The sequence below is a fragment of the Mesorhizobium sp. M2A.F.Ca.ET.042.01.1.1 genome (genome assembly GCF_003997405.1).
Lineage (GTDB): Bacteria > Pseudomonadota > Alphaproteobacteria > Rhizobiales > Rhizobiaceae > Mesorhizobium.
Genome location: NZ_RZRX01000025.1, coordinates 1 through 22,378, shown reverse-complemented (window position 1 = coordinate 22,378; position 22,378 = coordinate 1). Strand labels below are relative to the sequence as shown.

Here is a 22,378-nt window from a genome sequence, read left to right as displayed (position 1 = left end):
ATGAGCGCCATCACCACCATGCAATTGGCTCCGGCCGCCGGCCTGCCGAAATGGCTGGCGCCGCTGCTCGTCATCGCCGTCGCCTATGTCGCCGTCCCGCTGATCGGCAACTCCTACCTGTTCGAGGCGATCCTGCTGCCTTTCCTGGCGCTCAGCCTGGCAGGCGTTGGGCTCAACATCCTCACCGGCTATGCCGGCCAGGTATCGCTCGGCAGTGCCGCGTTCATGGCGGCGGGCGCTTTCGCCGCCTATAACTTCAACCTGCGTGTCGAAGGCCTGCCACTCGTTGCCAGCATCATCTTGTCCGGCCTCGTGGCCGCCGCGATCGGCATCGTCTTCGGCTTACCCAGCCTGCGGCTGAAAGGCTTCTATCTGGCGGTCTCGACGCTTGCCGCGCAGTTTTTCGTGCAATGGGCGCTGACCAAGTTCAGCTGGTTCTCCAACGACTCGGCGTCAGGTGTCATCGACGCGCCGAAGCTTTCCATCGCGGGCTTCGAGTTTGACGGCGCGGTCGGTCGTTATCTCTTCGCGCTTACCGTCGTCGTCGTTCTCACCTTTCTTGCCCACCGGCTGGTCAACTCGCAGACCGGACGCAACTTCATCGCCATCCGCGACAACGACACGGCGGCGCGCATCATCGGCATTCCGGTGCTGAAGACGAAGCTGCTCGCCTTCGCCATCTCGTCCTTCATCATCGGCGTCGCCGGCGTCATCTGGGCGTTCGCCTATCTGAGGACCGTGGAGCCGGCCGGCTTCGATGTCGACCGCTCGTTCCAGATCCTGTTCATCATCATCATTGGCGGGCTCGCCTCGATACGCGGCGCGTTCCTGGGCGCTGCGCTCATCGTCGTCTTCCCGCTGGTGCTGTCGCGCCTCGGCGGCTTCCTGCTCGGCGACCTGTTCGATTCCGGCGTGCTCGACATGAGCCAGCGCATCGTGCTCGGCGCGCTCATCATCCTCTTTCTGATCCTGGAGCCGGACGGCCTGGTGGCCCTCTGGGACAGCGTCCGAAGACGGCTCTCGCTCGCCTGGCAATCGAGCTGAGACCAGTTGGCAGCCCCGCGCTCCAACACACTGCAAGCATTCAGAGAATGAACTAGGGCCAAACGAAGGCCCATACTGGAGAACCTCGAACCATGACCTTCCTCAGCACAGTCAAGGCGGTTGCCATCTCGGCGGCGCTGGCCGTGTCGGTGGCCTTGCCGGCCGCCCACGCCGACGAACAGTATTTCCCGCTACAGAGCTATCGTGTCGGGCCTTACGCGGCCGGCGGCACCGGCTTCTTCGGCGGCTTCATCGACTATCTCAACCTCATCAATATCCGCGACGGCGGCGTCAACGGCGTCAAGCTGACCTGGGACGAGTGCGAGACCCAGTATGAGGTCGAACGCGGCGTCGAATGCTACGAACGGCAGAAGAGCCACGCAGGTGCTGCCGCCTGGAATCCGCTGTCGGTCGGCATCGCCTACGCCATGATCGACCGCATCACCGCCGACAAGGTGCCGCTGATCACGGTCAATCACGGCCGCACCGACTCCACCGACGGTCGGGTCTTCCCCTATGTCTTCCCGCTGCTGCTCAACCCCTACAGCGAGACCTCTGGCATCGTGAACTACATCGCCGCCAAGGAAGGCGGCATCGACAAGCTGAAGGGCAAGAAGATCGTCGTGCTCTATCACGGCTCGCCCTACGGCAAGGAGACGATCCCGATCTATGAGCTGCTGGCGCAGAAATACGGCTTCACCGTGCAGCAGATCGAGGTGCCGCATCCGGGCAACGAGCAGCAGTCGCAATGGCTGACGATCCGCCGCGCCAAGCCGGACTTCGTCGTGCTGCGCGGCTGGGGCGTGATGAATCCGGTGGCGCTGAAGACGGCGGTGAAGGTCGGCTACCCGGTCGACCACATCATCGGCAATGTCTGGTCGAATTCGGAAGAAGACGTCATCCCGGCCGGCGACGCCGCCAAGGGCTACACCGCCATCACCACTCAGGCTTCGGGCAATACCTATCCGGTGGTGCAGGAGATCGTGAAGACCGTCTATGGCGCCGGCAAGGGCAACCTCGAGGACAAGTCACGCATCGGTTCGGTCTACCACAATCTCGGCATCGTCAACGGCATTCTCAATGTCGAGGCGATCCGCATCGCGCAGGAGAAGTTCGGCCATCACACGCTGACCGGCGACGAGGTGCGCTGGGGCTTCGAGCACCTCAAGCTCGATCCTGCCAAGGTTGAGGCGCTCGGCGCCAAGGACCTGTTCCACTCCATCAATGTCAGCTGGGACAACCATGAAGGCGAAGGCTACGTGACCTTCCAGCAGTGGGACGGCAAGAAGTGGAACGTCGTCTCCGACTGGATCGCCCCCGACTGGGCGCTTCTGCGGCCGATTATCGAAAAGTCGGCCGAAGCCTATGCGGCCGAGAAGGGCATCAAGCCGCGCACCGCAGCCGATGCCGAAGCGGTGGCCGCCACCAACTGATCCAACGTGCCGGGCGCCGGACTGTTTCTCCGGCGCCCGGTCATCCACTTCGCAGACATCAGGGAAGCGCGCGATGCCGGGCAATGACGTCATCCTCGCCGTGGACAATATCCACGCCACCTACAATCACGCCATCACGGCGTTGCACGGCGTCAGCTTCGAGATCAGGCAAGGCGAGATGCTGGCGCTGCTCGGCGCCAACGGCGCCGGCAAGACCACCACGCTGAAAGCCGTCTCCAACCTGCTGCCGGCCGAGCGTGGCCAGGTCAATGCCGGTACCATCCGCTACGATGGCGAAGACGTCTCGCGGCGGAAGCCGGGCGACCTAGTTCGCGCAGGGCTTGTCCAGGTGCTGGAAGGCCGCCACTGCTTCAAGAGCCTCAGCGTCGAGGAGAACCTGGTTTCCGGTGGCATCGGTCGCAGCGGCAGCCGCGCCGAGATCAATCGGGATCTGGAACGGATCTATGCCTATTTCCCCCGCCTGCGGGAAAAGCGCCGGACCTTGTCGGGCCTGACCTCGGGCGGCGAACAGCAGATGACGGCAATTGGCCGGGCGCTGATGTCCCGACCGCGCCTGCTGGTCCTCGACGAACCGTCGATGGGGCTTGCGCCCCTCATCGTCCAGGACATCTTCCAGACGCTCAGGAAGCTGAACCGCGAGAGCGGCCTGTCGATCCTGGTCGCCGAGCAGAATTCGGCGGTCGCGCTTGGCTATGCCGACCATGCGACGGTGCTCGAGAATGGGGTCTCGGTTCTCTCCGGCGCCGCAGCCAGCCTGCGCCAGCGCGAGGACGTGCGCGCCTTCTATCTCGGACAACAGCCTTCGCCGGCTGCCCAACCAACCCATCTCCACGCCGTCGTGTGAATCGAAATCCCAAGGAGCCATAAAATGACTGTGTCCAACCTGAAGACCGACAAAGCCGCGGCCGCCGTGCCGCCCGTCGCCAGACCCGCCGAGCCCGCGCATATCATCAAGGACGACGCCGAAGCGATCGCGGTCGCGCATCGCCTCGCGGCAGAGTTTGTCAAGGATTCCTCCAAGCGTGATCGCGAGCGGATCTGGCCGGTGGCCGAGCTCGACCAGTTTTCACAGAGCGGCCTGTGGTCGATCAACGTGCCGAAGGCGTTCGGCGGACCGGAAGTGTCCTACGCGACCTTGGCCAAGGTGGTCGAGATCATCTCCGCGGCCGACTCATCGATCGGCCAGATCGCGCAGAACCATCTCGGCGTCGTCGCGGCCATCCGCACGGTCTCCGACAAGGACCAGCAGGCGCTGCTGTTCGCCGAAGTCCTGAAAGGCACGCGGTTCGGCAACGCCTTTTCCGAATTCGGCTCCAAGCGCGCCGCCGATTTCGAGACCAAGTTCACCGACGCCGGCGACCATGTCATCGTCAACGGCCAGAAATTCTATTCCTCCGGCGCGCTGCTCGCCCATCTGGTGCCGATCGTGGCGCTCGACGACGAGGGCCGCGCCTGGTACGCCATCGCCGATCGCGGCGCGCCCGGCCTGACCGTTATCGACGACTGGTCGAGCTTCGGCCAACGCACGACGCTGTCGGGCACTGTCATCATCGACAATGTCAAGGTGCCGAAGACGCATCTCGTTCCGGGCTACAAGGGTTACGACAAGCCGACCGCAGACGGCGCCATCTTCCAGATCATCCAGGTGGCGGTGGACACCGGCATCGCGCAGGCGGCGATCGACGAAACGGTCAACTTCGTCAGGACTAGGAGCCGCGCCTGGATCGACAGCGGCGTCGACAATGCCTGGGACGATCCCTACACGATCCAGGCCATCGGCGACCTGACGCTCCGCCTGCATGCGGCCCAGGCGCTGCTGGAAAAGGCCGGCCACGCCATCGACCGCGCGGTCGCCGAGCCGACAGCCGAGAGCGTCGCGCATGCGCAGATCGTCACTGCGGAAGCGAAGATCCTGTCGACCGAGATCGCGCTCGCGGCGACCAACAAGCTCTTCGAACTGGCCGGCACGCGTTCGACGCTCGCCGAGCACAATCTCGACCGCCACTGGCGCAATGCGCGCACCCATACGCTGCACGATCCGGTGCGTTGGAAATATGCAATCCTCGGCAAGTATTTCCTCAACGGCGAGAACCCGCCGCTGCACGCCTGGAGCTGATCGCGCCGTCCCGCCGAGACCGGTTGGCCTCGGCGAAGCCTCCGCCAAGCGGCGGCCGGCAGGGCCGCCCAAATGTCAATCCGGAGCACCCCTGGAGGTCCGTTTCATGTCCAGCCCAGCAATCGTCGGTTTTTCCGGCAACATCACCCGCCCGTCGAAGACGCGCAGCTTCGTCGACCTCGTCGTCCAGGACATAGTCACACGCCATGGCCTGACGGGGCACACCTATGACATCGACGATGTCGGCCCGTCGCTAGGCGCAGCCAAATGGTCGCGCGATCTTGATGACCGGGGGCAGGCGATCCTGGCGCAGGTCATTGCAGCCGACGTGCTCGTGGTCGGCTCGCCGACCTACAAGGGCAGCTATACCGGGTTGTTCAAGCATTTCTTCGACCTGATCGATCCGTCGGCGCTGAGGGGCAAGCCCGTGCTGCTGACCGCGACCGGAGGTGGTGAGCGTCATGCCCTGGTCGTGGAGCACCAACTGCGGCCGCTGTTCGGCTTCTTCGAAGCCTTCACGCTGCCGACGGCTGTCTATGCCACCGACAAGGATTTTACCGATGGTGTGCTTCGGTCCGAACTTATCCTGAAGCGGGCGGCGCAGGCCGTCGACGGGATCGCCGTTCTGCTCGGAAACAGATCCGGTATCGGAATAGCAGCCGAATAGCCATGCGGGCGGTGTTCCAGCGGTAGCCGTAGAGTCTCGCTTTCTTGGCCAACCGACCGCATGACGGCGGATGTAAAGTCTGCCATTTTGTCGATCATCGCAAAAGCGGCCTGTCTGCTAGCGGTCCCTGAGCGGTAATATCCCACGACGTTTCTCCCTCGGCCAATCACGGCCGAGGAGAATTCACATGGGCCATTCTCAATTTGATGATGCCAGCCGCGATCGCGCAGCTTGGAATGCCGGAAAGAAGGTCGGCACCAAGCGCCCGTTCACGCAGAAGCAGATCTGGGCAATTCGCTTTTTGCTCGATCGCGAGAGACGCGTTCGGGACCGGGCGCTATTCGATCTGGCAGTCGACAGCAAGCTTCGCGGGTGTGACCTGGTCAAGATCAGGATTCACGATGTGGTCGCCGGACCGGAGGTAAGGTCTCACGCGATCGTTGTTCAGCAAAGACCGGTCGTCCCGTCCAGTTCGAGATCACCAGCAATGTGAGAGCCAGCCTTTTGGCCTGGCTCGAACGACGTGGGGGCTCGGTCGAGGACTATGCGTTCCCGAGCCGGGTTGATCACTCCCGCCACATGAGCACGAGGCAATACGCGCGCCTGGTCGATGAATGGGTGACCGCAATCGGTCTGCGATCGGAGGAGTATGGAACACATTCGCATCGACGCACGAAGGCGTCGATGATCTACCGGGCGACAGGAAACATCCGTGCCATCCAGATCCTGCTCGGTCATTCCAAGATCGAAAACACGGTGCGCTATCTAGGTGTCGACGTTGAGGACGCGCTACTCTTGGTTGAGCGCACCTAGATCTGACGTCGAGCGGCCATCCGACGCACCGTGGGTGGCCGCTTTTGGCCCGCAGTATAACCGGTCGCTTCGACCATCGTGGGGTGGCAAGCCGACGTTAATCCGACTGCTATAGCATCGTCATTCGGTAGGTCGTAGAAATGCAATTTAGGTGGGCGCTCCGATGCACATGGCGAGGGAACCAGACCTCAAACTGGCAGGTCTCTCATTGTGGGCGCTGTCACGCGCGTATCCTGGCTGCGACGACTATTGGGACGGCAACTGGATTGACATTCTGGCAGTTGTAGACGCCCCCGGCGCTCAAGTTGAGGTGCGGGGACCGTATGTTCGAAGCGACGAACTTGCCGCTTTCCAAGACCAACTAACGACGCTCTATCGCGAACTTAAGGGGGCGGCTGAGCTGCAATGCATCGAACCTGCGGTAGGTGCGAAGGTAACATGCGGTTCGTTAGGAGCCATCGAGGTGACTGTCGACATTACGCCTGACCATCTTAGGCAATCCCACCATTTTGTATTTGCAATCGATCAGACGTACCTTGCCGCCACTCTTGCTGGGTGCCAGCATGTATTGAGGTTATTTCCGGTCAAAGACAAGCATGTATTGGGTTAGACGACCCCGAAATGACGCTATGGTGGGAGCGGTCATCAGGCAATTGAGGAGACAGTGTGCAATGGCCAAAGGTCTCTATCGCTATAACCACGATGCCGTGATGGTTCTTTACGAGAAAAACTCGATGATTTTGCCGTACAGCGACTATGTGGAAAGAGGCTACAAGCCAGACCTCGACAAGTTGCCCACCCATGCCGAGTGGGTGGCATGGCATCGTGCGAACGGAAGTGAAGGCCAGACGCATGCGGAATGGTTGGCATGGCGCGAGGCCCACGGAGATGACCACTGGTCCGAGGGTTAGGACTCTGCCCCCGGACCCATCCCTGCCACCATATACGCTGTCGCATGACGGATGCGGCAGAGACAGTCGGCGGCATGGCCCTTGTGATCCATCGATGTCAAGTTGCGTTGATGTCCGCCAAGGGTCGGTTTCGGAACGGCAGCTTGTTGCCCTTCTTGCCCGAGAGCGGACAGTCCGAAGTCGGCCCCAATCAGACATTCGTCATCTCGCAACATCGGCCTCTGGTGAAACGCGGGCGGGCTACGCTTTTTCTCCGCGCCGCCCGCCGCTATCTTCGCTGGCTCCGTTGATCTTCGTGCCATTCCGCGTCGAACGCCTGCTTTCCCTTCGCGGCCCAAAGGCTCCGTGCATGCTCGCCTTCGTGGCTCTGTAGCTTCGTGGCGACCCACAGAAGCGCGCCGTAGATGATAGCGCGATCGTCATTGGTCAGTTCAACGATGCCTGCCTTGGCCACGAGTCCGCCTAGCTCGATCAGATGTCGGGTGCGCTTGCGGCGCTCGACCTGCCAGCCGCGCATGTCATTGCGAGCCAGAGCCCCTTGTCGGCGATTGTATGTTGCCCGGTTGCGCTGGAGTGCCGCGAACGTCGCGCTGAGATGCCGGAGCAGTTCGCCGGGACCCACTCTCGAAAAACATCACCCCACGCTTGGCCCATGCCTCACGTTTTGCGGTGTCCTTCGTTTCAGCGATTGCGACCAGCGCGCCGGCCAGTTCTTCGGTGCTGAGTTGATCGGCGCCGGTGGCGATCACCAGTTCACCGAGTTGCTGTACCTTCCGCGTTTTGAGCTCTCGCGCCTTTTCTTCCAACGCCCTCAGTTCCGCGTCGAGGTTACGTGGTTTACGCATGTGCTGGTCTCCATCGATTGTCGATGCGCCGATGATAGGGGAGCGCCTGCCGGAAGGCTTCATGGTTGCCGAGACAGCCCGGGACGGGCTGGTCCATCCCGAGAATTTTTCGAGGGAGGGCGCGCTTATACGTCGTGCCGACGTGCGCTTTGACGTGCAAATAGTTTGGTCGCGATGGCGATCTATCATCTTCATGTCAAAGTCATTGGCCGCAAGGCAGGGAGCAGCGCCGTGGCGTCGGCCGCCTACCGCTCGGCGTCCCGGCTGCGCGACGAGCGCATTGATCGAAGCCACGACTTCTCTTCGAAGCGTGGCGTCGTCCATTCGGAGGTGATGCTGCCCGACAATGCACCGGACACCTGGAGCGACCGCGAACGGCTGTGGAACGACGTCGAGGCGTTCGAGGTGCGCAAGGATGCGCAACTTGCCCGCGAGGTGGAGTGTGCGCTCCCGCGTGAACTCAGCCAGGCACAGGGCATCGAGCTGGCGCGCGACTTCGTTGAAGCCGAGTTTGTCGGCCGAGGCATGGTCGCCGACCTCAATGTGCATTGGGACAGGTCTGAGGACGGCAGTCTCAAACCGCATGCCCATGTCATGCTCACAATGCGATCAGTCGATGAGAACGGTTTCGGGGCGAAGGTTCGAGATTGGAACGCTACTCAAATGGTCGAGCGCTGGCGCGAGCGATGGGCGGAGCTTGCCAATGAACGCCTGGCCGAACTCGACATCGACGCCCGCATCGATCATCGCAGTCTGGAAGCGCAGGGCATTGCCCTGGAGCCGCAAACCCAGATTGGTGCTCCAGCGCGACGCATTGAGGGAAGCAGCCTTGACGTTGGCGAAACCGAAGCCGATCGCGCCGAACTGCACCGCGAGATCGCGCGCAACAATGGCGCGCGCATCATCGCCGATCCATCTGTGGCGCTGGATGCCATCACGCAGCAGCAGTCGACCTTCACCCCAAAGGACATTGCGAAGTTCGCGCATCGTCACAGCGACGGAATCGAGCAGTTCAACGCGGTGATAGGAGCTATCAGCGAAGCGCCCGATCTGGTCGAACTCGGCAAGGACGGACGCGGAGAAGATCGTTTCACCACGCGGCAAATGATCGAGACGGAACAGCGCCTGCATCGCGCGGCAGAACGCATGGCTGGGGAGGGACGTCATGCGGTAAGTGACCGGGATCGTGGGTCGGCATTGGCGCATGCCAAACATCGTGGCCTTGTTCTTACGGGCGAGCAAAGCGATGCATTGGACCACATCACGGACAGCCACGGTCTTGGTGTCGTTGTTGGGTTTGCCGGAACCGGCAAGAGCGCGATGCTGGGCGTCGCGCGCCAGGCATGGGCGGCAGCAGGCTATGAGGTCCGAGGCGCGGCACTTTCCGGCATTGCGGCCGAGAATCTTGAAAGCGGCTCGGGCATCTCGTCTCGCACCATCGCCAGCATGGAACATGGGTGGGGACAAGGCCGCGATCTTCTCGCCGCGCGTGATGTCCTGGTGATCGACGAGGCCGGCATGGTCGGCACGCGCCAGTTGGAGCGCGTGCTCTCACATGCGGCGGAAGCCGGTGCGAAGGTCGTGCTGGTTGGCGATCCGCAGCAGTTGCAGGCAATCGAAGCCGGCGCTGCATTCCGTTCCATCCACGAACGTCACGGCGGCGTCGAGATTGGCCAGGTGCGCCGGCAGCGCGAGGATTGGCAGCGTGACGCAACGCGCGATCTTGCAACCGGCAGGATCGGCGCTGCGATCAGCGCCTATGAAGCGCAAGGCATGGTGCACCAGGCTGCGTCGCGCGATGATGCGCGCAGCGATCTGGTCGAGCGCTGGGACCGCGACAGGCAGGCAGAGCCTGACGCGAGCCGGATCATTCTCACCCACACAAACGACGAAGTGCGTGCGCTCAACAATGCAGCGCGGGAGCGCATGCGCGCTGCCGGAGATCTCGGCGAAGAAGTTCAGGTGGATGTCGAACGCGGCGCAAGGAACTTCGCGCGCGGCGACCGGGTCATGTTCCTGCGCAACGAGCGGTCGATCGGCGTCAAGAACGGCACGCTCGGCGTTATCGAAGAGGTCAGCGTGCAGAGCATGACGGTTCAAACCGGCGACGGCAGGTCTGTACGCTTTGACCTGAAAGACTATGCCCACATCGACCACGGCTATGCTGCGACCATCCACAAAGCCCAGGGCATGACCGTTGACCGTACGCATGTGCTGGCGACCCCGGGCATGGACACGCATGGGAGCTATGTTGCCCTATCGCGTCATCGAGATGGGATGGAGCTGCATTACGCCGGCGACGACTTCGCGACACGAGATCGGCTCGTCCGCACACTGTCACGCGACCGAGCCAAGGACATGGCGTCCGACTATGAGCGGATCGACCCTGCGCAGAGCTATGCAGAGCGGCGCGGCATCACCTTCCGCGAGCGTGTGGTCGAGATCGTGCGCCGGTTTGTTCCTGAGAAGCTGCGCGACAGGATCGGTGGGCTGCTGGACGGATGGCGCTCGCCCGGAGACGCCGAGCCGGGCCAGGACCGTGGGCGCGATCCGGGAAGGGAGAATGTTAGAGCGCAAAGCGAAGATGGCCGCCCGACGCCTAAACGAGAGGCTTCTGCCAGGGGAGCGCAGCGCGACATCGATGTGCCGGTGGACCAGGAAGCGGCGTTGCGCCGCGCTCGAACGAAGGCGGTGGTGCGGCACGCGCGCGCGCTCGACGCTATCCTCAGCACTGGAAATGCTGACGGGCAGGGCAGTCCTGACCAGATGCGCGAATTGAGAGATGCGCGCAACGGCTTCGAGAAGGTTCGGCCGCATGGCTGGCGCGATGCCGAAGCGGCCTATGCGAAGAATCCCGAGCTGGTCCGTGAAGCGGGTGCCGGTCGCGTCAATCGCATCGTGCTCGCCCTCCAGCTTGAACCCGAAATCCGCACCGGACTGGACGCCGATCCGGTCCGCCGCGCCGACCGTTTCGTGGAACGCTGGCAGAAGCTACACCGGACAAGCCAGGAGCGATACCAGGCCGGCGACATGTCCGGCTACAAGTCAACGCGTTCGGCCATGTCCGATATGGCCAAGAGCCTCGAACGCGATCCTCAACTTGAATCCCTGTTGGCAAACCGCAAACGCGAGCTTGGCATCAGCGTGGATTCGGGTCGTCGCTTGGGCGCGGAACTCGCCTTCAGCCATGGCATCGGCAAGGGTCGGGGCATTGGGATCTAAGGCATGCCGATTTGCCGCCGTTTCCACCCCGCAGCCGACTGAGGCGACAAACCTGATTGCCTCCGGCATGTTCGTCCTGTCTGTCCCCGCAGCAATCAGAAAGAACCAGTGAGGTGCAGGCAAGCCATGTCCGAGCCGAATCGTATCATACGCCTCAAAACCGTCCTTGCCCGGACCGGCCTCGCCCGTTCGACCATCTATCGCAAGATCGCCGAAGGCACGTTCCCGGCTCAGATTAAGATCAGTGCCAACGGGGCTGGCTGGCGGGAATCCGATGTTAATCGATGGGTTGAAGATCCAGTTTTGTGGTGCGCCAGAACGCGGCAAAAACAATAGCGACTAACCGCAATCGGTCGTCAGCATCGCAGCCTTCAGACAGGTTCACCCCTGGTATATCCAATGACCGATTAGGCGCCCTGAGCGGACGGCGATGCAGGGTTCAGGAGGCGGTTTAGTGCCGGGAATTAGCGAAACAGAAAGACCAACGCGCTGATCCAGAGCAAGCAGACCAGCGCGACAATGATGCCCAGCTTGCCCGAAGCCCTGACGTGCAACAGGCGCGCAAAAGCAACCTCAATTTCCTCCAGGTTTTGGGAGGGGGGCCGGATGGGCGTGCGCTGATCTGGATCATCAAGCATTGCGGCTGAACCACGTGTAATGTGTTGCATTACACGTTACAGATCGCTATTCTTCTTGTCAAACAGGGAGCAGCGAATGGTCAAGAGATCCACGTCGGGCAAAACAGAAGCCCCCCGCCATCCTGGGCGATATGTGCGTGAGGTTGCCCTTGAGCCGAAGGCTCTCACAGTGACCGAAGCGGCCAAACTCCTCGATGTCAGCAGGCCGAACGTTTCGAACTTTCTCAATGGCAAGGCGGCGGCCACTGCTGAAATGGCGGCGCGGATCGAGCGTGCGTTCAAGATTCCGGCACAGACCCTGCTTGATATGCAGGCAGCCTTCGATGCGGCTGAGGCCAAATCGAAGGGTGCGCAGTCCAGCGCCACGGCGTATGTGCCGCCGTTTCTTGCCTTCAAGCGGAATGACATTGAGGACTGGGCCGTCAGAAATATTTCTGCGCGCACACGTTTTTCGGTGTTTCTGCGTACACTGGTCAACTCGACCGGGATCGGACTTTCCAAGGTCGATTTCCCCGGCAATGACGATGCAGAGAGCCCTGGCTGGGATGGATACGTTGAGACGACGGAAGGAACCCGGTGGATTCCGGCAGGCATTTCGGGTTGGGAGTTCGGTGTAAGCCAAGACATCAAAGGCAAGGCAGACGGGGACTTTGCCAAAAGCGTTAAGGCTCTCAGCAAGTCTGAACGCATGACGATGACCTTCGTCTTCGTCTCACCGAGGGCGTGGCCAGGCAAGACGAAATGGACAGCCGACGCAAAATCCAAAGGACAGTGGAAGGGTGTGCGCGCCTATGATGCCCAGGACCTGGAACAATGGCTGGAGCAGTCACTTGCCGCCCAGGCTTGGTTCGCGAATGAAACACACCACCCTTCGGAAGGTGTTCGCTCTCTAGACAAATGCTGGGCTGACTGGGCCTCGGTGACCACGCCTCCTTTGTCAGCGACGTTGTTCAAATCAGGTATCGACGCAGCCAAACGCACGATGCTCTCTCGGCTTACCAAAGAGCCTGATGGACCAACGATCATAGCCGCTGATTCCACTGGTGAAGCATTAGCAATGCTATCGCAACTGTTCGGGCCGAGCGGCGGCGAAGAACTGGCCGCATATCGAGATCAGGTGTTGATATTTGATGCGCCAGGCGTTCTGCCACGGTTAGCGCAGAGCACACAGGGTTTTATTGCGGTGGTGGCGAGCCGCGGGGCAGAACGAGAGCTCGCTCCATTCGCACGGACATTGCATACAGTAGTTGTGTATCCGCGCAATGCGGCGGTGGAGCCGCACATCGTCCTTGAGCCAGCGAGCGATCAGACTTTCCGGACCGCCCTAGAAGAAATGGGTTACAGCCGGGATGATATCGACCGGCTTGACAATGAGTCGGGACGATCCCTGACCGTGTTGCGCCGCCGGCTTTCTACGGTTCCTGCCGTACGTACACCCGAATGGGCCGAACCCAATATGGCGGCACGTCTCGTCCCGTTCCTGTTTGTCGGCGCCTGGAACTCGGCCAACGAAACGGACAGGGAGGCTCTTTCCCTGCTGTCCAACGATCTCTCCTATGAGACCCTTGAGAAGGAATGCCACCACCTGGCGCAGCTCGATGATGCGCCGATTTGGGCTATCGGAACCTACCGAGGTGTCATTTCAAAAATCGACTTGCTGTTCGCCATAGCAGGCTCCATCACGACTAATGATTTGGATCGGTATTTTTCGATTGCGCGGATGGTGCTTGGCGAGGACGATCCGACACTTGATCTTCCGGAAAGCGAACGGTGGGCAGCCTCCATCCATGGAAAGGCGCGGGACTTCTCTGCCGCTTTTCGGGAGGGTTTTTCCGAAACGCTTGTCCTGCTGGCAGTTCATGGAAACACGCTCTTCAAGGGTCGCCTTGGGAAAGACCTGGAGTTCGAAGCGGAACGCCTTGTCCATGACCTTTTGCCAACGCCTCTCACCTTACGCAAGCTAGAGGCGAACGATCGCGATTTGCCCACCTACGCCGAGGCCGCGCCCAATGCTTTTCTCACCATCATCGAACGCGATCTGAAATCCGACAATCCCGTCGTGCTCGGGCTTCTTCGCCCTGTCGATTCTGGGGTTTTCGGCAGTCATCCGAGCCGCACCGGCTTGCTCTGGGCCTTGGAGGGCCTGTCGTGGAATCCGGCCACGCTTTCTCGTGCGGCGCGAATTCTCGCGCGGCTCGCAGAAGTCGAGATCAATGACAACTGGATAAACAAGCCGACGCATTCGTTGAGTGCGATCTTTAGGGCCTGGATGCCTCAAACGGCGGCAAGTCTCGATGAACGCATTGGACTCATGAAGATTCTCGCGGACACGCATCCGGGTGTCGCGTGGAAGATCTGTATTGAGCAGCTCGATACCCGCGGACAGATGGGAGACTACAGCCATAAACCGCGCTGGCGGCCGGATGGCTATGGCTACGGGGAGCCTATTCCAACATGGGGGCCAATTAACGCATTCAGGCGTGAGATGTTGAACATGGTCCTCGACTGGCCGAACTATTCGGCGAAAATGTTGTGCGACCTCGTTGAACACATTCATGACCTTGATGACGACTCACGTGTCAAGGTCTGGGACACCGTTAGGTTATGGGCAAAAGACGCATCCGATGACGACAGGGCGGCAGTTCGTGAAAAGATTCGCGTGACGGTAATGTCACGTCGCGGCATCAGGCGAGCCGAGACAACCGGACGAGCCGTTATGACGGCAGATGCACAAGCGGCATATGCTGAGCTGGAACCAGCGGACCTATTGAACCGGCATCACTGGCTGTTTCGCGATGTATGGGTCCAAGAATCGGCGGATGAACTTGAAGGAGAAGGTTTCGACTACCAAAAGCGCGACGAGCGGATCAGGCAACTGCGCGTAGCAGCCTTGCGGGAGGTGTTTCAGGAGCGTGGCATAACCGGGATCTTCGAATTGGCCGAGCGGGGCAACGCAGCGTGGCAAATCGGCTGGTTGCTGGCAACCGATCTGATCCCGGAGTCTGACCTTCCTCAGGTTCTTCTGGTCGCGATTCGGTCAATGATCAAATCGGAATCTTGGACAGATAAGAATCTGGTTTCAGGTGCACTTCATGCAATTCTCGATCATGAAAAGCGTAAGATTCTCCTCCGCAGCCTAGCAGAACAACTTTCCCGAGAAGAAGCCGCCAGGTTGCTGCTGTTGGCTCCGTTCCGTCGCAGTACGTGGGAGTTGGTGGACACGCTCAATCAGGCCGAACGAGAACATTATTGGGCCGAGGTTGCGCCCGGCTGGATACATGATTCCGATGCTGAGAACAGCGAAGCGATAGAACGCTTGCTGGCCGCAGAGCGACCGCGAGCGGCTTTTTCATGTGTCCGCTATAAACCATCGAAACTTCAGCCGTCGATTCTCTATCGTATCTTGAAGGCGATGGCGGCGGATAGCAAGGACAAGCCGGGGCAATACCAAGTGGAGCAATATAGTATTGAGGAGGCCTTTGTCGCACTGGATCGCGCTTCCGAAATCACGTTAGAGCAGAAGGCGGGACTGGAATTCACCTATTTGGACGCTCTCGCTCGTCCTCGGTCCAGTAGGCAACATGGAATCGTCAATCTGGAAAAGTACATTGAGGATCATCCCGAGATGTTCGTCCAGGCCGTCGTCTGGGCCTACAAGCGCAGGGATGGAAGGGAAGATCCTCAGGAATTTCGGGTAGCCCCTGAAAGCCTCCAGCACTTTGCAGAGCGCGGATACAAGCTACTTGACGCCCTTGAGAGAATACCTGGGCAGGATGAGCCGGAAGAGCGGCAGGCCGGCAAGCTTGCAGCATGGGTAAAAACAGTGCGTGATGCTTGCGCAGAGTTGGGCCGGGGAGACATCGCCGATATTTGTCTGGGAAAACTGCTTTCGAGCGCACCAGTGGGAAGTGACGGCGTTTGGCCGTGCGAACCTGTTCGACAGTTAATGGAGGACATCCAGTCGGAAAGGATTTCAGAAGGCGCACATACAGGACTGTATAACGCACGCGGTGTGGTCTGGCGTGGCGAGGGGGGCAATCAGGAGCGGGAGCTTGCTGAAAAATATCGCCGTTGGGCTACCGCCCTGCAATATTCTCATCCGTTTGTTGCCTCGACACTGCTGATGGGTATGGTTCGGACGTACGAGCACGAAGCATCCCGTGAAGATATGGAAGCTGGTATTCGGCGACGTCTACGCTAAGGCTGCGGGAGAGCGCTAGGCAAGGTTCAGCAGCCGTTTCCGTGCGATTACGAGACACTGGAGCGCCCCCCTGCATTTTCTGGCGCCCCAGTGGCCGGCCTATATTCTCGAAGGGAAAGTGAAAATGCCTGGCGCTCACGCAAAGATATTTTATGATCTGCAATCTGGTAATTTGCTATTCTGTTGCGGACCTCACTTATACTCGCCGGGGCGGGAGAGCGTCACCGCTCCCCGTCCAAAATGTTGCCGTTCTCGATCAGCAGAAAAAGGTCTGAGACCAATTCCTTCAGATGTTCGGGCAGGATTGATGCGTCGTCGTTCTTGCGGGCCAACCAAAGAAGCCCCGCCTCGAACGATCGAATGTGCATCAGTCGGATCGGGTTCTCGCCGTTCTCAAGGGCTTGGTATGTCCTGAACGGCATGCGCATGTGGTGGGCCATTTCTTTCTGAGATGCCCCAACGCGTTTTCGCATGTTGGCCAACGCTTCCTTGTTGATGTGCGGTTCGATCATCGCGACGTTCCTCGTTACTCCAAGAATGGTTGCACATAATATGGTTGGTTTGCAAACCATATTATGTGCATTGGATGAGTGCGGGTTCGCGACAGCGACCGGCCGCGTCTGACGCAAGAACTGTCAACGGCGATGAATTTCGTGACGGCACATGCTTTCGGGAAGAAGACGTCCTTTCGGGAAGAAGACGTCACTCTTGAGAGTTAAGAGGTTTATAATGTCCAGCAGGTGGCGCGCTCTTTAGTCTAGTTCTCTCGATATGCGGCTCTTAACGTGTGGACCGATGACCTGTTAGAACACAGGGCCTTCTCAACTTAGAACTTATAATGCCCCAGTGACTGAGGAACGTCCGCTTCCGAAGAGGGCGACGAGGATGGAGATGGGTGGCCCCTGATGGGCAAGAAGTCGGAACTAACGACTCGTCTTCGTCGGCTTCTCTTGCAGCGTGAATCCCGGGTGGTGCGGCAAGACGAGGCCTTCCACTATCTGTCTCGCCCAGCCGACCACCTCGACGGTGTCTGGCTCTTCAGCGAACGCGCCCCGGTGCACGATGGCGTTGCGCTTGCCGTTGATCTTGTCGGCGATCCCTTCGAGGGCCTTGAGCTCTTTCTTGCGGTCCTTGTCTTTCTCCGAGGGCACTATCAGACGGCTGAACTTCCCCTTGATCCCGTTCGCCCATTCGAGCAGCTCATTCACGAACTCGGGCGAGAACTGACTGTTGGCCTCGAAACGCTTCCGAACCGCGATGTTGGCCGCAATCTCCGCTGCCGTCGCCGCGCGGACGATGGCTGCCGACCAGTCCCGTCGCGAACGAAGCCCAGCGATCTTGTTCCATTGTGACTGTAGCTTGTCGATGTCGGAGCGGTCATTGTACGGCGTCGCGCGCATGTCATCTCCTAAAGCGTTTCGATACTTGGCATGCGCCTGTTGACATCGGCCCACGATGCCAGTTCGACGCTGAGGAAGAGGCGGGCGTATTCCCTCTCGGCATCCTTCGTCGCTCGACGCGAGAGGAGCACGGCGGTGCCGTCACTCCTGACCTGTCTGTCTACATCGAACGGGGCGGGTTGAAGCCGGTCCCCTCCCCACTCGCGGAGGTCGCCAATGTGTTCTTCGGTGAAGAAGTAGCAGGCGGCCGACATCTCGTAGCGGAGCCATTCAAGCTTCCGCCCCGCGGTGCCGATGTACTGGACAGCCTTGGCGGCCTCTTTGCGTTCCAACAGGCCGATGGTCATGTCCATCGCCGCCGTCTCGTCTTCGCAGCCCGCGAAAGAGAGTAGCCATTGCTCATACTTCCTGAGCTCGACGAGAAACTTGCAGCTGGCGCGGACTAGGGCCTCGCCCTGCATGCTTCCGAAATAGCTGTCCCGGGCGACCTTCTTCGGCAGCCTGTCGTCATACCGTGCGGCCTCGTTGTCGACCATCTCGACGAGAATGTAGTCGCCGCCGGTCTTCCGTACCTGCCGCAGCGCCTTTTGAATTGACGGTGCGCCGTTCTTGAAGGCGTGGAACATGCTCTCAATCTCCGTAGCGATCGGTTTGAGTGCTTCGATCTCCTGCAGCATGCCGGGGACCTGGGTGAGGCGCGCCATCAGGAAGTCTTCCTGATGCCTGCGGGTGTCGTCCGCCTTCTTCTTGCTAAGGGCGGCACGCTTTACCTCAGCGGCCGCGCAGTCGTGGCCGATGATGGCGACACACTGTCTGCCGAACAGGAAGACGAGGGAGCCTTCGAGGAATTTCTCTTTCTTGCGGCACATGGGACAGGGGATGTAGTCGCCCTGCGGGCGCTTCTTCCTGTCAACGGCAAACTGATGCAGTATCTCAAACGGTTCGGTTGTGCGGAGCCGTCCCCAATACAAGCCCGGGAAGGTTTCGGGCGCGTAGGTCTCTTTTACATGGGCCTTGAAGTCTTCGATGATGTGGAACGGTGACTCACGGTACGTCGTGTGTCCCGTGTACTCTTAGGAAACGTGAACTCTATAGCATGAGCAGTGGCTTCCATGGTGGGTCTCTTCCCTGTTGTTTGCCATTCGCTCCTCCCTGGCAGTTCAGTTGCGACTCGTCTCCTCCGACAGCTGCCGCTTTTATTAGCAGATTCGGTTTCCCATGCGGAGTCCGAATAGCCCCGGGATGTCAGCAGTCGATTGATGTCGGGGAAAAGTGTTCCTTGATTGTTCTTGCCCAATGTCGCGCCGGCACAATGATTCCCGGGTTTTGAATGGGGGAAGGACATGGAAGAGTCCTTGGGATTGGAGACGCAGGGCATGGACGATGTCCTGACCCTTTTGACAACGTCAGCGGCGGCGATCGTTGGCCCATCATCCGCCCGGTCCTTCACTGCGAATGTCTGCTTTAGGGGAGCAGCAAAGACGCCCTGAATGACCGTATGGGGGAGCGAAGCGGCCGCCCGCTAGCTACAGGTCCGCTCAACACGTGCTGGCAGCGGCTCGTAAATATGCCAGGACTAGGAGTCGTTAGGTTTGACCAACTCCAAATGACTTACCCCTAATGCTTGGGCAAGCTCGTAAAGAGTAATTACGGTGGGGTTCCGCCGACCGCGTTCGAGGCTGCTTAGGTACTGCTGACTGAATCCAGAGCGTGCTTCCACATCCTCCTGCGTCAGGCCTTTCTCTCGCCGTATCCGCGCGAAGTTTGTTCCAACCAGCTGACGCATGTCCATGCGTCGGACAATCGAGGTTTACACACTTTAAGTTTATCAACTATAATATGTATTCACTGAGCCCGAAACTCGCCTGGAGCCCAGACCGTGTCGTCGACAAATCCGAATGTCTTTGCCGCAAGCCGGAACGAGGTGGAGCCGCAACTGGCTGGCGTGCATGACCCCGCGCTGCAGTTAGTGAGCGATTGGCAGATGGCTCGATACGTCTCCCTGCTATTATGTCGCGTGCAGCAACGCTTGGAGAGCCGAATGATGGTCAATACCGGAAATTGGGGATTGACCGCAGATTTACGAAACCAGGTTGAAAGCCAAGCAGGGCACACTGGCCGTGAATCGGAGGCGTATGCGGTTGCGCGAGAGGCCGAGGTCTTAGCGATGACCGAAACTCTAAAGCTTCAAGATATCATCCCGGAGGTGGCGGCCTCGTCGCTCATGGGGGTGATAGCCAAGTTGGAGATGATCGTCGGCGCAGATCGAGATATCGGTGACCCTACGGACTTCCCGTGGCCGCATATTGCTTCGGTGCTACGCGACCTCAAAGCCGTTGCCGGCGAATTGCCTCCTTATCGGCCGGACCGCGCCTCGACACGCGCGGATGCAGCGCGCTACTGGCAGAATGCTTGTACGCTTGTCAGGGCGCTCGCGGATGAGGATGCTCTGCTGAACGCGACCACTTTATAAATCTCATAGACGGGTCAAGGCTCGACGGGTGGCCAGTTCGCTAACGTGGACATGTTGAAAACTTGCCGTTGTCCAAAAGCATCGCCACGGCCATCACGTTAGCTATTGCCGCAATCGGTAGTTTGTCTGACGGGAACGAACGCCTGACTGGACAGCGTCTGGCCTATGGCCAATCCGAATATCCTGCCGACTGCTTCCGTGGTGCTTCCGCGACGTCTTTCCCGACCTCTTCCCATCAAGAAATGGTCTTGCTAACTACATGGTTTTGCAGTATAAAAATGGCGCACCCGGCAGAATTCGAATCTGCGACCTCTGCCTTCGGAGGGCAGCGCTCTATCCAGCTGAGCTACGGGTGCTTCCCGGGGAACCAGAAAACGAACCGGCCGGTGAGCCGGCCAGCCACGGCTTCTTAGCGGAAGCCGCAGCACGCTTCAACGGGCAATTGGCGATTGTGCGGCGGCTGTAGCGGTTGATTGTCTGACGGAGGACTGTCGGATAGGGCGCTCCCCTCTCCGTCTCGGCTTCGCCGAGCCACCTCTCCCCACTTCGTGGGGCGAGGAACTGCACCTCACCCCTCCGCCCCCACCTTCGCCGTCTTGCGCCGCACCGCCCGTGTCGCGCGCTTCACCTTCTTCGCGGCGGTCAGCTCGTGCATGGCGTCGAGCTGCATCTGCTGCATTTCGGCCAGGCGCTGCCATTGCCGCGAGATCAGGTAGTCGAGCTTTTCGTGCAGGTGGCGAACTTCGAGCTCGGCCTTGAGGTTCACCCGGTAGTCGTTGAAGGAGCGCAGCCGGTCTTTGGCTTCCTGGCGCTTCTGGCTCATCATGATCACCGGCGCCTGGATGGCCGCGATGCAGGAGAGCAAAAGGTTGAGCAGGATGAACGGGTAGGGGTCGAAGGCGCTGGTCGTGCCGGCGACCAGGTTGATGCCGATCCATAGCAGCAGCACCGCCGCGAACGAGATCAGGAACCACCAGCTGCCGCCGAACTCCGCCATGGTGTCGGAAACGCGGTCGGGGAAGGAGCGGTGCTCCTCATATTCCTCTTCCGAGTTCTCCGAGATCGTGTCTTGCTTGGCGATGGATTCCACCACCTGACGGTCGAGTTCGGAGAATTCGCCGTGCTCCTGCTGCAGCAGTTCCTCCATGTAGCGCATGCGGTAGCGGCCGAGCTCCTCGCGGCTGATGCGGGCGCCGCGCGGCAGGTCGGGATGGTCGGAACGGATGCGGTCGGCGAGGCTGGGCCTCAGGTCGTCGATGCGCACCAGGTCGCGCTTGCGGAATTTCCGCCCCGATATCGCCGAAGGTTTCTTCTTGGGCTTGATCCGGGCGGCGCCGGGAACATGGGGTTCGGCGTGCGGCTCGGAATCCGGCACTTCCGGCGCTTCGAGGATCTCGTCGGCGGCTGCCTGCGCATCCTCCGGCACGGTTTCCGCCTCGAGATACTCGCCGGCGACGTCGTTCTCGTTGTCGGCCTGGATTTGCGCGGATGCCTTCGGGTCGCCTGCCATGGTCGGTGCTCCTGTTCGAGGCTTTGCGGCTACGATACGCCAAGCCGGCGCGGCATATCCATTGTCAGTGTGAAGAGTGTGTGACGGAACAAGTTCTTGTGATGAGGGAGTGGGTTGCTTTCTTCGACCCTCGTGCGGCGATCGCATAGGTCGGCGCAGCCCCCTCTCCGTCTCGGGCTCCCGCCCGAGCCACCTCTCCCCCACTCTGTGGGGGCGAGGAAACGCCAATCGCCGAGGGCGCGACTTCGCAAGCTTGGGTTCCTCGCCCCGCGCAGCGGGGAGAGGTGGCTCGGCGAAGCCGAGACGGAGAGGGGAGCGCGGTCGGTGATTTCGCACTGGAGCAATCGTCTCCGCCGCCTGGCCTTGATGCACATCAAGCTGGCCCCTGTGGCGGGACTGATAGGCTGACTATATCGAAACCAGGCCTGAGCATTCAGGCTCCCGCCACCTGGGCGCGCGGCGCCCCTAGAAATGAGGGATCGCCACCATGTACAAGAAAATCCTCATCGCCACCGACGGCTCCGAACTCGCCCAGAAGGGCGTCGCCCACGGGCTGGAGCTGGCCAAGGGCCTCGGCGCCACGGTCGCCTTCGTTACCGTCTCCGAGCCGTTCCCGACGCTCGCCTGGGGCGGCGCCATGGCCGGCTATGTCGCCGCCGACGAGCTGGTCAATTACGAGGAAAGCGCGCGCAAATATGCAAGCGAGCTGCTCGGCAAATGCAAGGCCGAGGCCGATGCGAAGGGCGTCGGCGCGAATACCCTGCATATCGAGAACCGCACCCCCGCCGAGGCCATCCTCGAGGTCGCCGCCAGCGAAGGCAGCGACATCATCGTCATGGCCTCGCACGGCCGACGCGGGCTGGGCCGCCTGGTGCTGGGCAGCCAGACGGCCGAGGTGGTGTCGCTGACGACGATCCCGGTGCTGGTGGTTCGGTAGCGTTCGCCCGGCGGAGGCGGTGCGAGAACGAGATAGGCGGCGATCCTTCGCGCCCCCCTCTGTCCTGCCGGACATCTCCCCCACAAGGGGGGAGATTGGCGGTTTCGGCGTCCCGCTCATTCCTGCGCGTCGCGGTTGGCGAAAGCC

The 22,378-nt window shown here is 60.6% G+C and carries 20 protein-coding genes, 1 tRNA gene and 1 pseudogene; 13 read left to right on the top strand and 9 right to left on the bottom strand.

Going from position 1 to position 22,378, the window contains the following annotated elements; genetic code table 11:
• The 7 genes and pseudogenes from EOA23_RS06155 to EOA23_RS06125 all read left to right on the top strand — a co-directional run bounded on the left by EOA23_RS06155 (position 1) and on the right by EOA23_RS06125 (position 7,005).
• Complete coding sequence (locus EOA23_RS06155) at positions 1–1,044, top strand: branched-chain amino acid ABC transporter permease (RefSeq protein ID WP_189341516.1); 1,044 nt, start codon at positions 1–3, stop codon at positions 1,042–1,044.
• Positions 1,045–1,136: 92 nt separating this feature from the next.
• On the top strand, positions 1,137–2,477 hold the full coding sequence (locus EOA23_RS06150; RefSeq protein WP_127303235.1) for an ABC transporter substrate-binding protein: 1,341 nt from the start codon (positions 1,137–1,139) through the stop codon (positions 2,475–2,477).
• A gap of 73 nt (positions 2,478–2,550) precedes the next feature.
• Positions 2,551–3,342: an ABC transporter ATP-binding protein gene (locus EOA23_RS06145; RefSeq protein WP_127303234.1), complete on the top strand. Its 792-nt coding sequence runs from the start codon at positions 2,551–2,553 to the stop codon at positions 3,340–3,342.
• Positions 3,343–3,366: 24 nt separating this feature from the next.
• On the top strand, positions 3,367–4,614 hold the full coding sequence (locus tag EOA23_RS06140; RefSeq protein ID WP_127303233.1) for an SfnB family sulfur acquisition oxidoreductase: 1,248 nt from the start codon (positions 3,367–3,369) through the stop codon (positions 4,612–4,614).
• 106 nt (positions 4,615–4,720) lie between these two features.
• The gene (msuE, locus tag EOA23_RS06135) at positions 4,721–5,281 is read left to right on the top strand and encodes an FMN reductase (protein ID WP_127303232.1); all 561 of its coding nucleotides are present in this window, start codon (positions 4,721–4,723) and stop codon (positions 5,279–5,281) included.
• Between the two features lie 187 nt (positions 5,282–5,468).
• Positions 5,469–6,094 (top strand): annotated as a pseudogene (locus EOA23_RS06130) (tyrosine-type recombinase/integrase).
• A 671-nt stretch (positions 6,095–6,765) separates the two neighbouring features.
• Positions 6,766–7,005 (top strand): hypothetical protein, encoded by a 240-nt coding sequence (locus EOA23_RS06125; protein ID WP_127303231.1) that lies wholly within the window; start codon positions 6,766–6,768, stop codon positions 7,003–7,005.
• Positions 7,006–7,273: 268 nt separating this feature from the next.
• Here the strand turns inward: EOA23_RS06125 and EOA23_RS06120 are convergent, their stop codons facing one another.
• Together EOA23_RS06120 and EOA23_RS06115 are read right to left on the bottom strand one after the other, a co-directional pair.
• The gene (locus EOA23_RS06120) at positions 7,274–7,522 is read right to left on the bottom strand and encodes a conjugal transfer protein TraD (RefSeq protein WP_127303230.1); all 249 of its coding nucleotides are present in this window, start codon (positions 7,520–7,522) and stop codon (positions 7,274–7,276) included.
• Position 7,523: 1 nt separating this feature from the next.
• Positions 7,524–7,850: a conjugal transfer protein TraD gene (locus tag EOA23_RS06115; protein ID WP_126062563.1), complete on the bottom strand. Its 327-nt coding sequence runs from the start codon at positions 7,848–7,850 to the stop codon at positions 7,524–7,526.
• A 174-nt stretch (positions 7,851–8,024) separates the two neighbouring features.
• Between EOA23_RS06115 and traA the strand changes: the two genes are divergently transcribed.
• A complete protein-coding gene (gene traA, locus EOA23_RS06110) occupies positions 8,025–11,072 on the top strand; it encodes a Ti-type conjugative transfer relaxase TraA (RefSeq protein ID WP_127303229.1) in 3,048 nt (1,015 codons plus the stop codon).
• A gap of 126 nt (positions 11,073–11,198) precedes the next feature.
• Positions 11,199–11,408 (top strand): AlpA family phage regulatory protein, encoded by a 210-nt coding sequence (locus EOA23_RS06105; RefSeq protein ID WP_127303228.1) that lies wholly within the window; start codon positions 11,199–11,201, stop codon positions 11,406–11,408.
• A gap of 128 nt (positions 11,409–11,536) precedes the next feature.
• Here EOA23_RS06105 and EOA23_RS35580 read toward each other — a convergent pair whose 3' ends face one another.
• Complete coding sequence (locus EOA23_RS35580; RefSeq protein WP_189341515.1) at positions 11,537–11,710, bottom strand: hypothetical protein; 174 nt, start codon at positions 11,708–11,710, stop codon at positions 11,537–11,539.
• A gap of 76 nt (positions 11,711–11,786) precedes the next feature.
• Between EOA23_RS35580 and EOA23_RS06100 the strand changes: the two genes are divergently transcribed.
• On the top strand, positions 11,787–15,911 hold the full coding sequence (locus EOA23_RS06100) for a HigA family addiction module antitoxin (RefSeq protein ID WP_127303227.1): 4,125 nt from the start codon (positions 11,787–11,789) through the stop codon (positions 15,909–15,911).
• A 221-nt stretch (positions 15,912–16,132) separates the two neighbouring features.
• Here the strand turns inward: EOA23_RS06100 and EOA23_RS06095 are convergent, their stop codons facing one another.
• From EOA23_RS06095 to EOA23_RS06085, 3 genes are all read right to left on the bottom strand, one after another.
• Positions 16,133–16,423 (bottom strand): helix-turn-helix transcriptional regulator, encoded by a 291-nt coding sequence (locus EOA23_RS06095; RefSeq protein ID WP_127303226.1) that lies wholly within the window; start codon positions 16,421–16,423, stop codon positions 16,133–16,135.
• 411 nt (positions 16,424–16,834) lie between these two features.
• Complete coding sequence (locus tag EOA23_RS06090; protein WP_127303225.1) at positions 16,835–17,311, bottom strand: hypothetical protein; 477 nt, start codon at positions 17,309–17,311, stop codon at positions 16,835–16,837.
• Positions 17,312–17,319: 8 nt separating this feature from the next.
• Complete coding sequence (locus tag EOA23_RS06085) at positions 17,320–18,015, bottom strand: hypothetical protein (RefSeq protein ID WP_127303224.1); 696 nt, start codon at positions 18,013–18,015, stop codon at positions 17,320–17,322.
• Between the two features lie 15 nt (positions 18,016–18,030).
• Here EOA23_RS06085 and EOA23_RS06080 point away from each other — a divergent pair, with 15 nt between their 5' ends.
• Positions 18,031–18,354: a hypothetical protein gene (locus tag EOA23_RS06080; protein ID WP_127303223.1), complete on the top strand. Its 324-nt coding sequence runs from the start codon at positions 18,031–18,033 to the stop codon at positions 18,352–18,354.
• 533 nt (positions 18,355–18,887) lie between these two features.
• On the opposite strand, the gene EOA23_RS06075 is transcribed toward EOA23_RS06080, so the two are convergent.
• Entirely contained in the window at positions 18,888–19,103 is a 216-nt protein-coding gene (locus EOA23_RS06075) for a helix-turn-helix transcriptional regulator (RefSeq protein ID WP_127303222.1), read from the bottom strand.
• Between the two features lie 87 nt (positions 19,104–19,190).
• Here EOA23_RS06075 and EOA23_RS06070 point away from each other — a divergent pair, with 87 nt between their 5' ends.
• Positions 19,191–19,784: a hypothetical protein gene (locus EOA23_RS06070; RefSeq protein WP_245474028.1), complete on the top strand. Its 594-nt coding sequence runs from the start codon at positions 19,191–19,193 to the stop codon at positions 19,782–19,784.
• A gap of 279 nt (positions 19,785–20,063) precedes the next feature.
• Here the strand turns inward: EOA23_RS06070 and EOA23_RS06065 are convergent.
• Both EOA23_RS06065 and EOA23_RS06060 read right to left on the bottom strand, forming a co-directional pair.
• Positions 20,064–20,140, bottom strand: a tRNA-Arg gene (locus tag EOA23_RS06065).
• A 212-nt stretch (positions 20,141–20,352) separates the two neighbouring features.
• Complete coding sequence (locus EOA23_RS06060; RefSeq protein ID WP_127303221.1) at positions 20,353–21,294, bottom strand: DUF1003 domain-containing protein; 942 nt, start codon at positions 21,292–21,294, stop codon at positions 20,353–20,355.
• Between the two features lie 487 nt (positions 21,295–21,781).
• On the opposite strand from EOA23_RS06060, the gene EOA23_RS06055 reads away from it, so the two are divergent.
• Positions 21,782–22,231, top strand: a complete 450-nt coding sequence (locus EOA23_RS06055; RefSeq protein ID WP_127303220.1) for a universal stress protein — start codon at positions 21,782–21,784, stop codon at positions 22,229–22,231.
• The last annotated feature ends 147 nt before the right edge of the window (positions 22,232–22,378 follow it).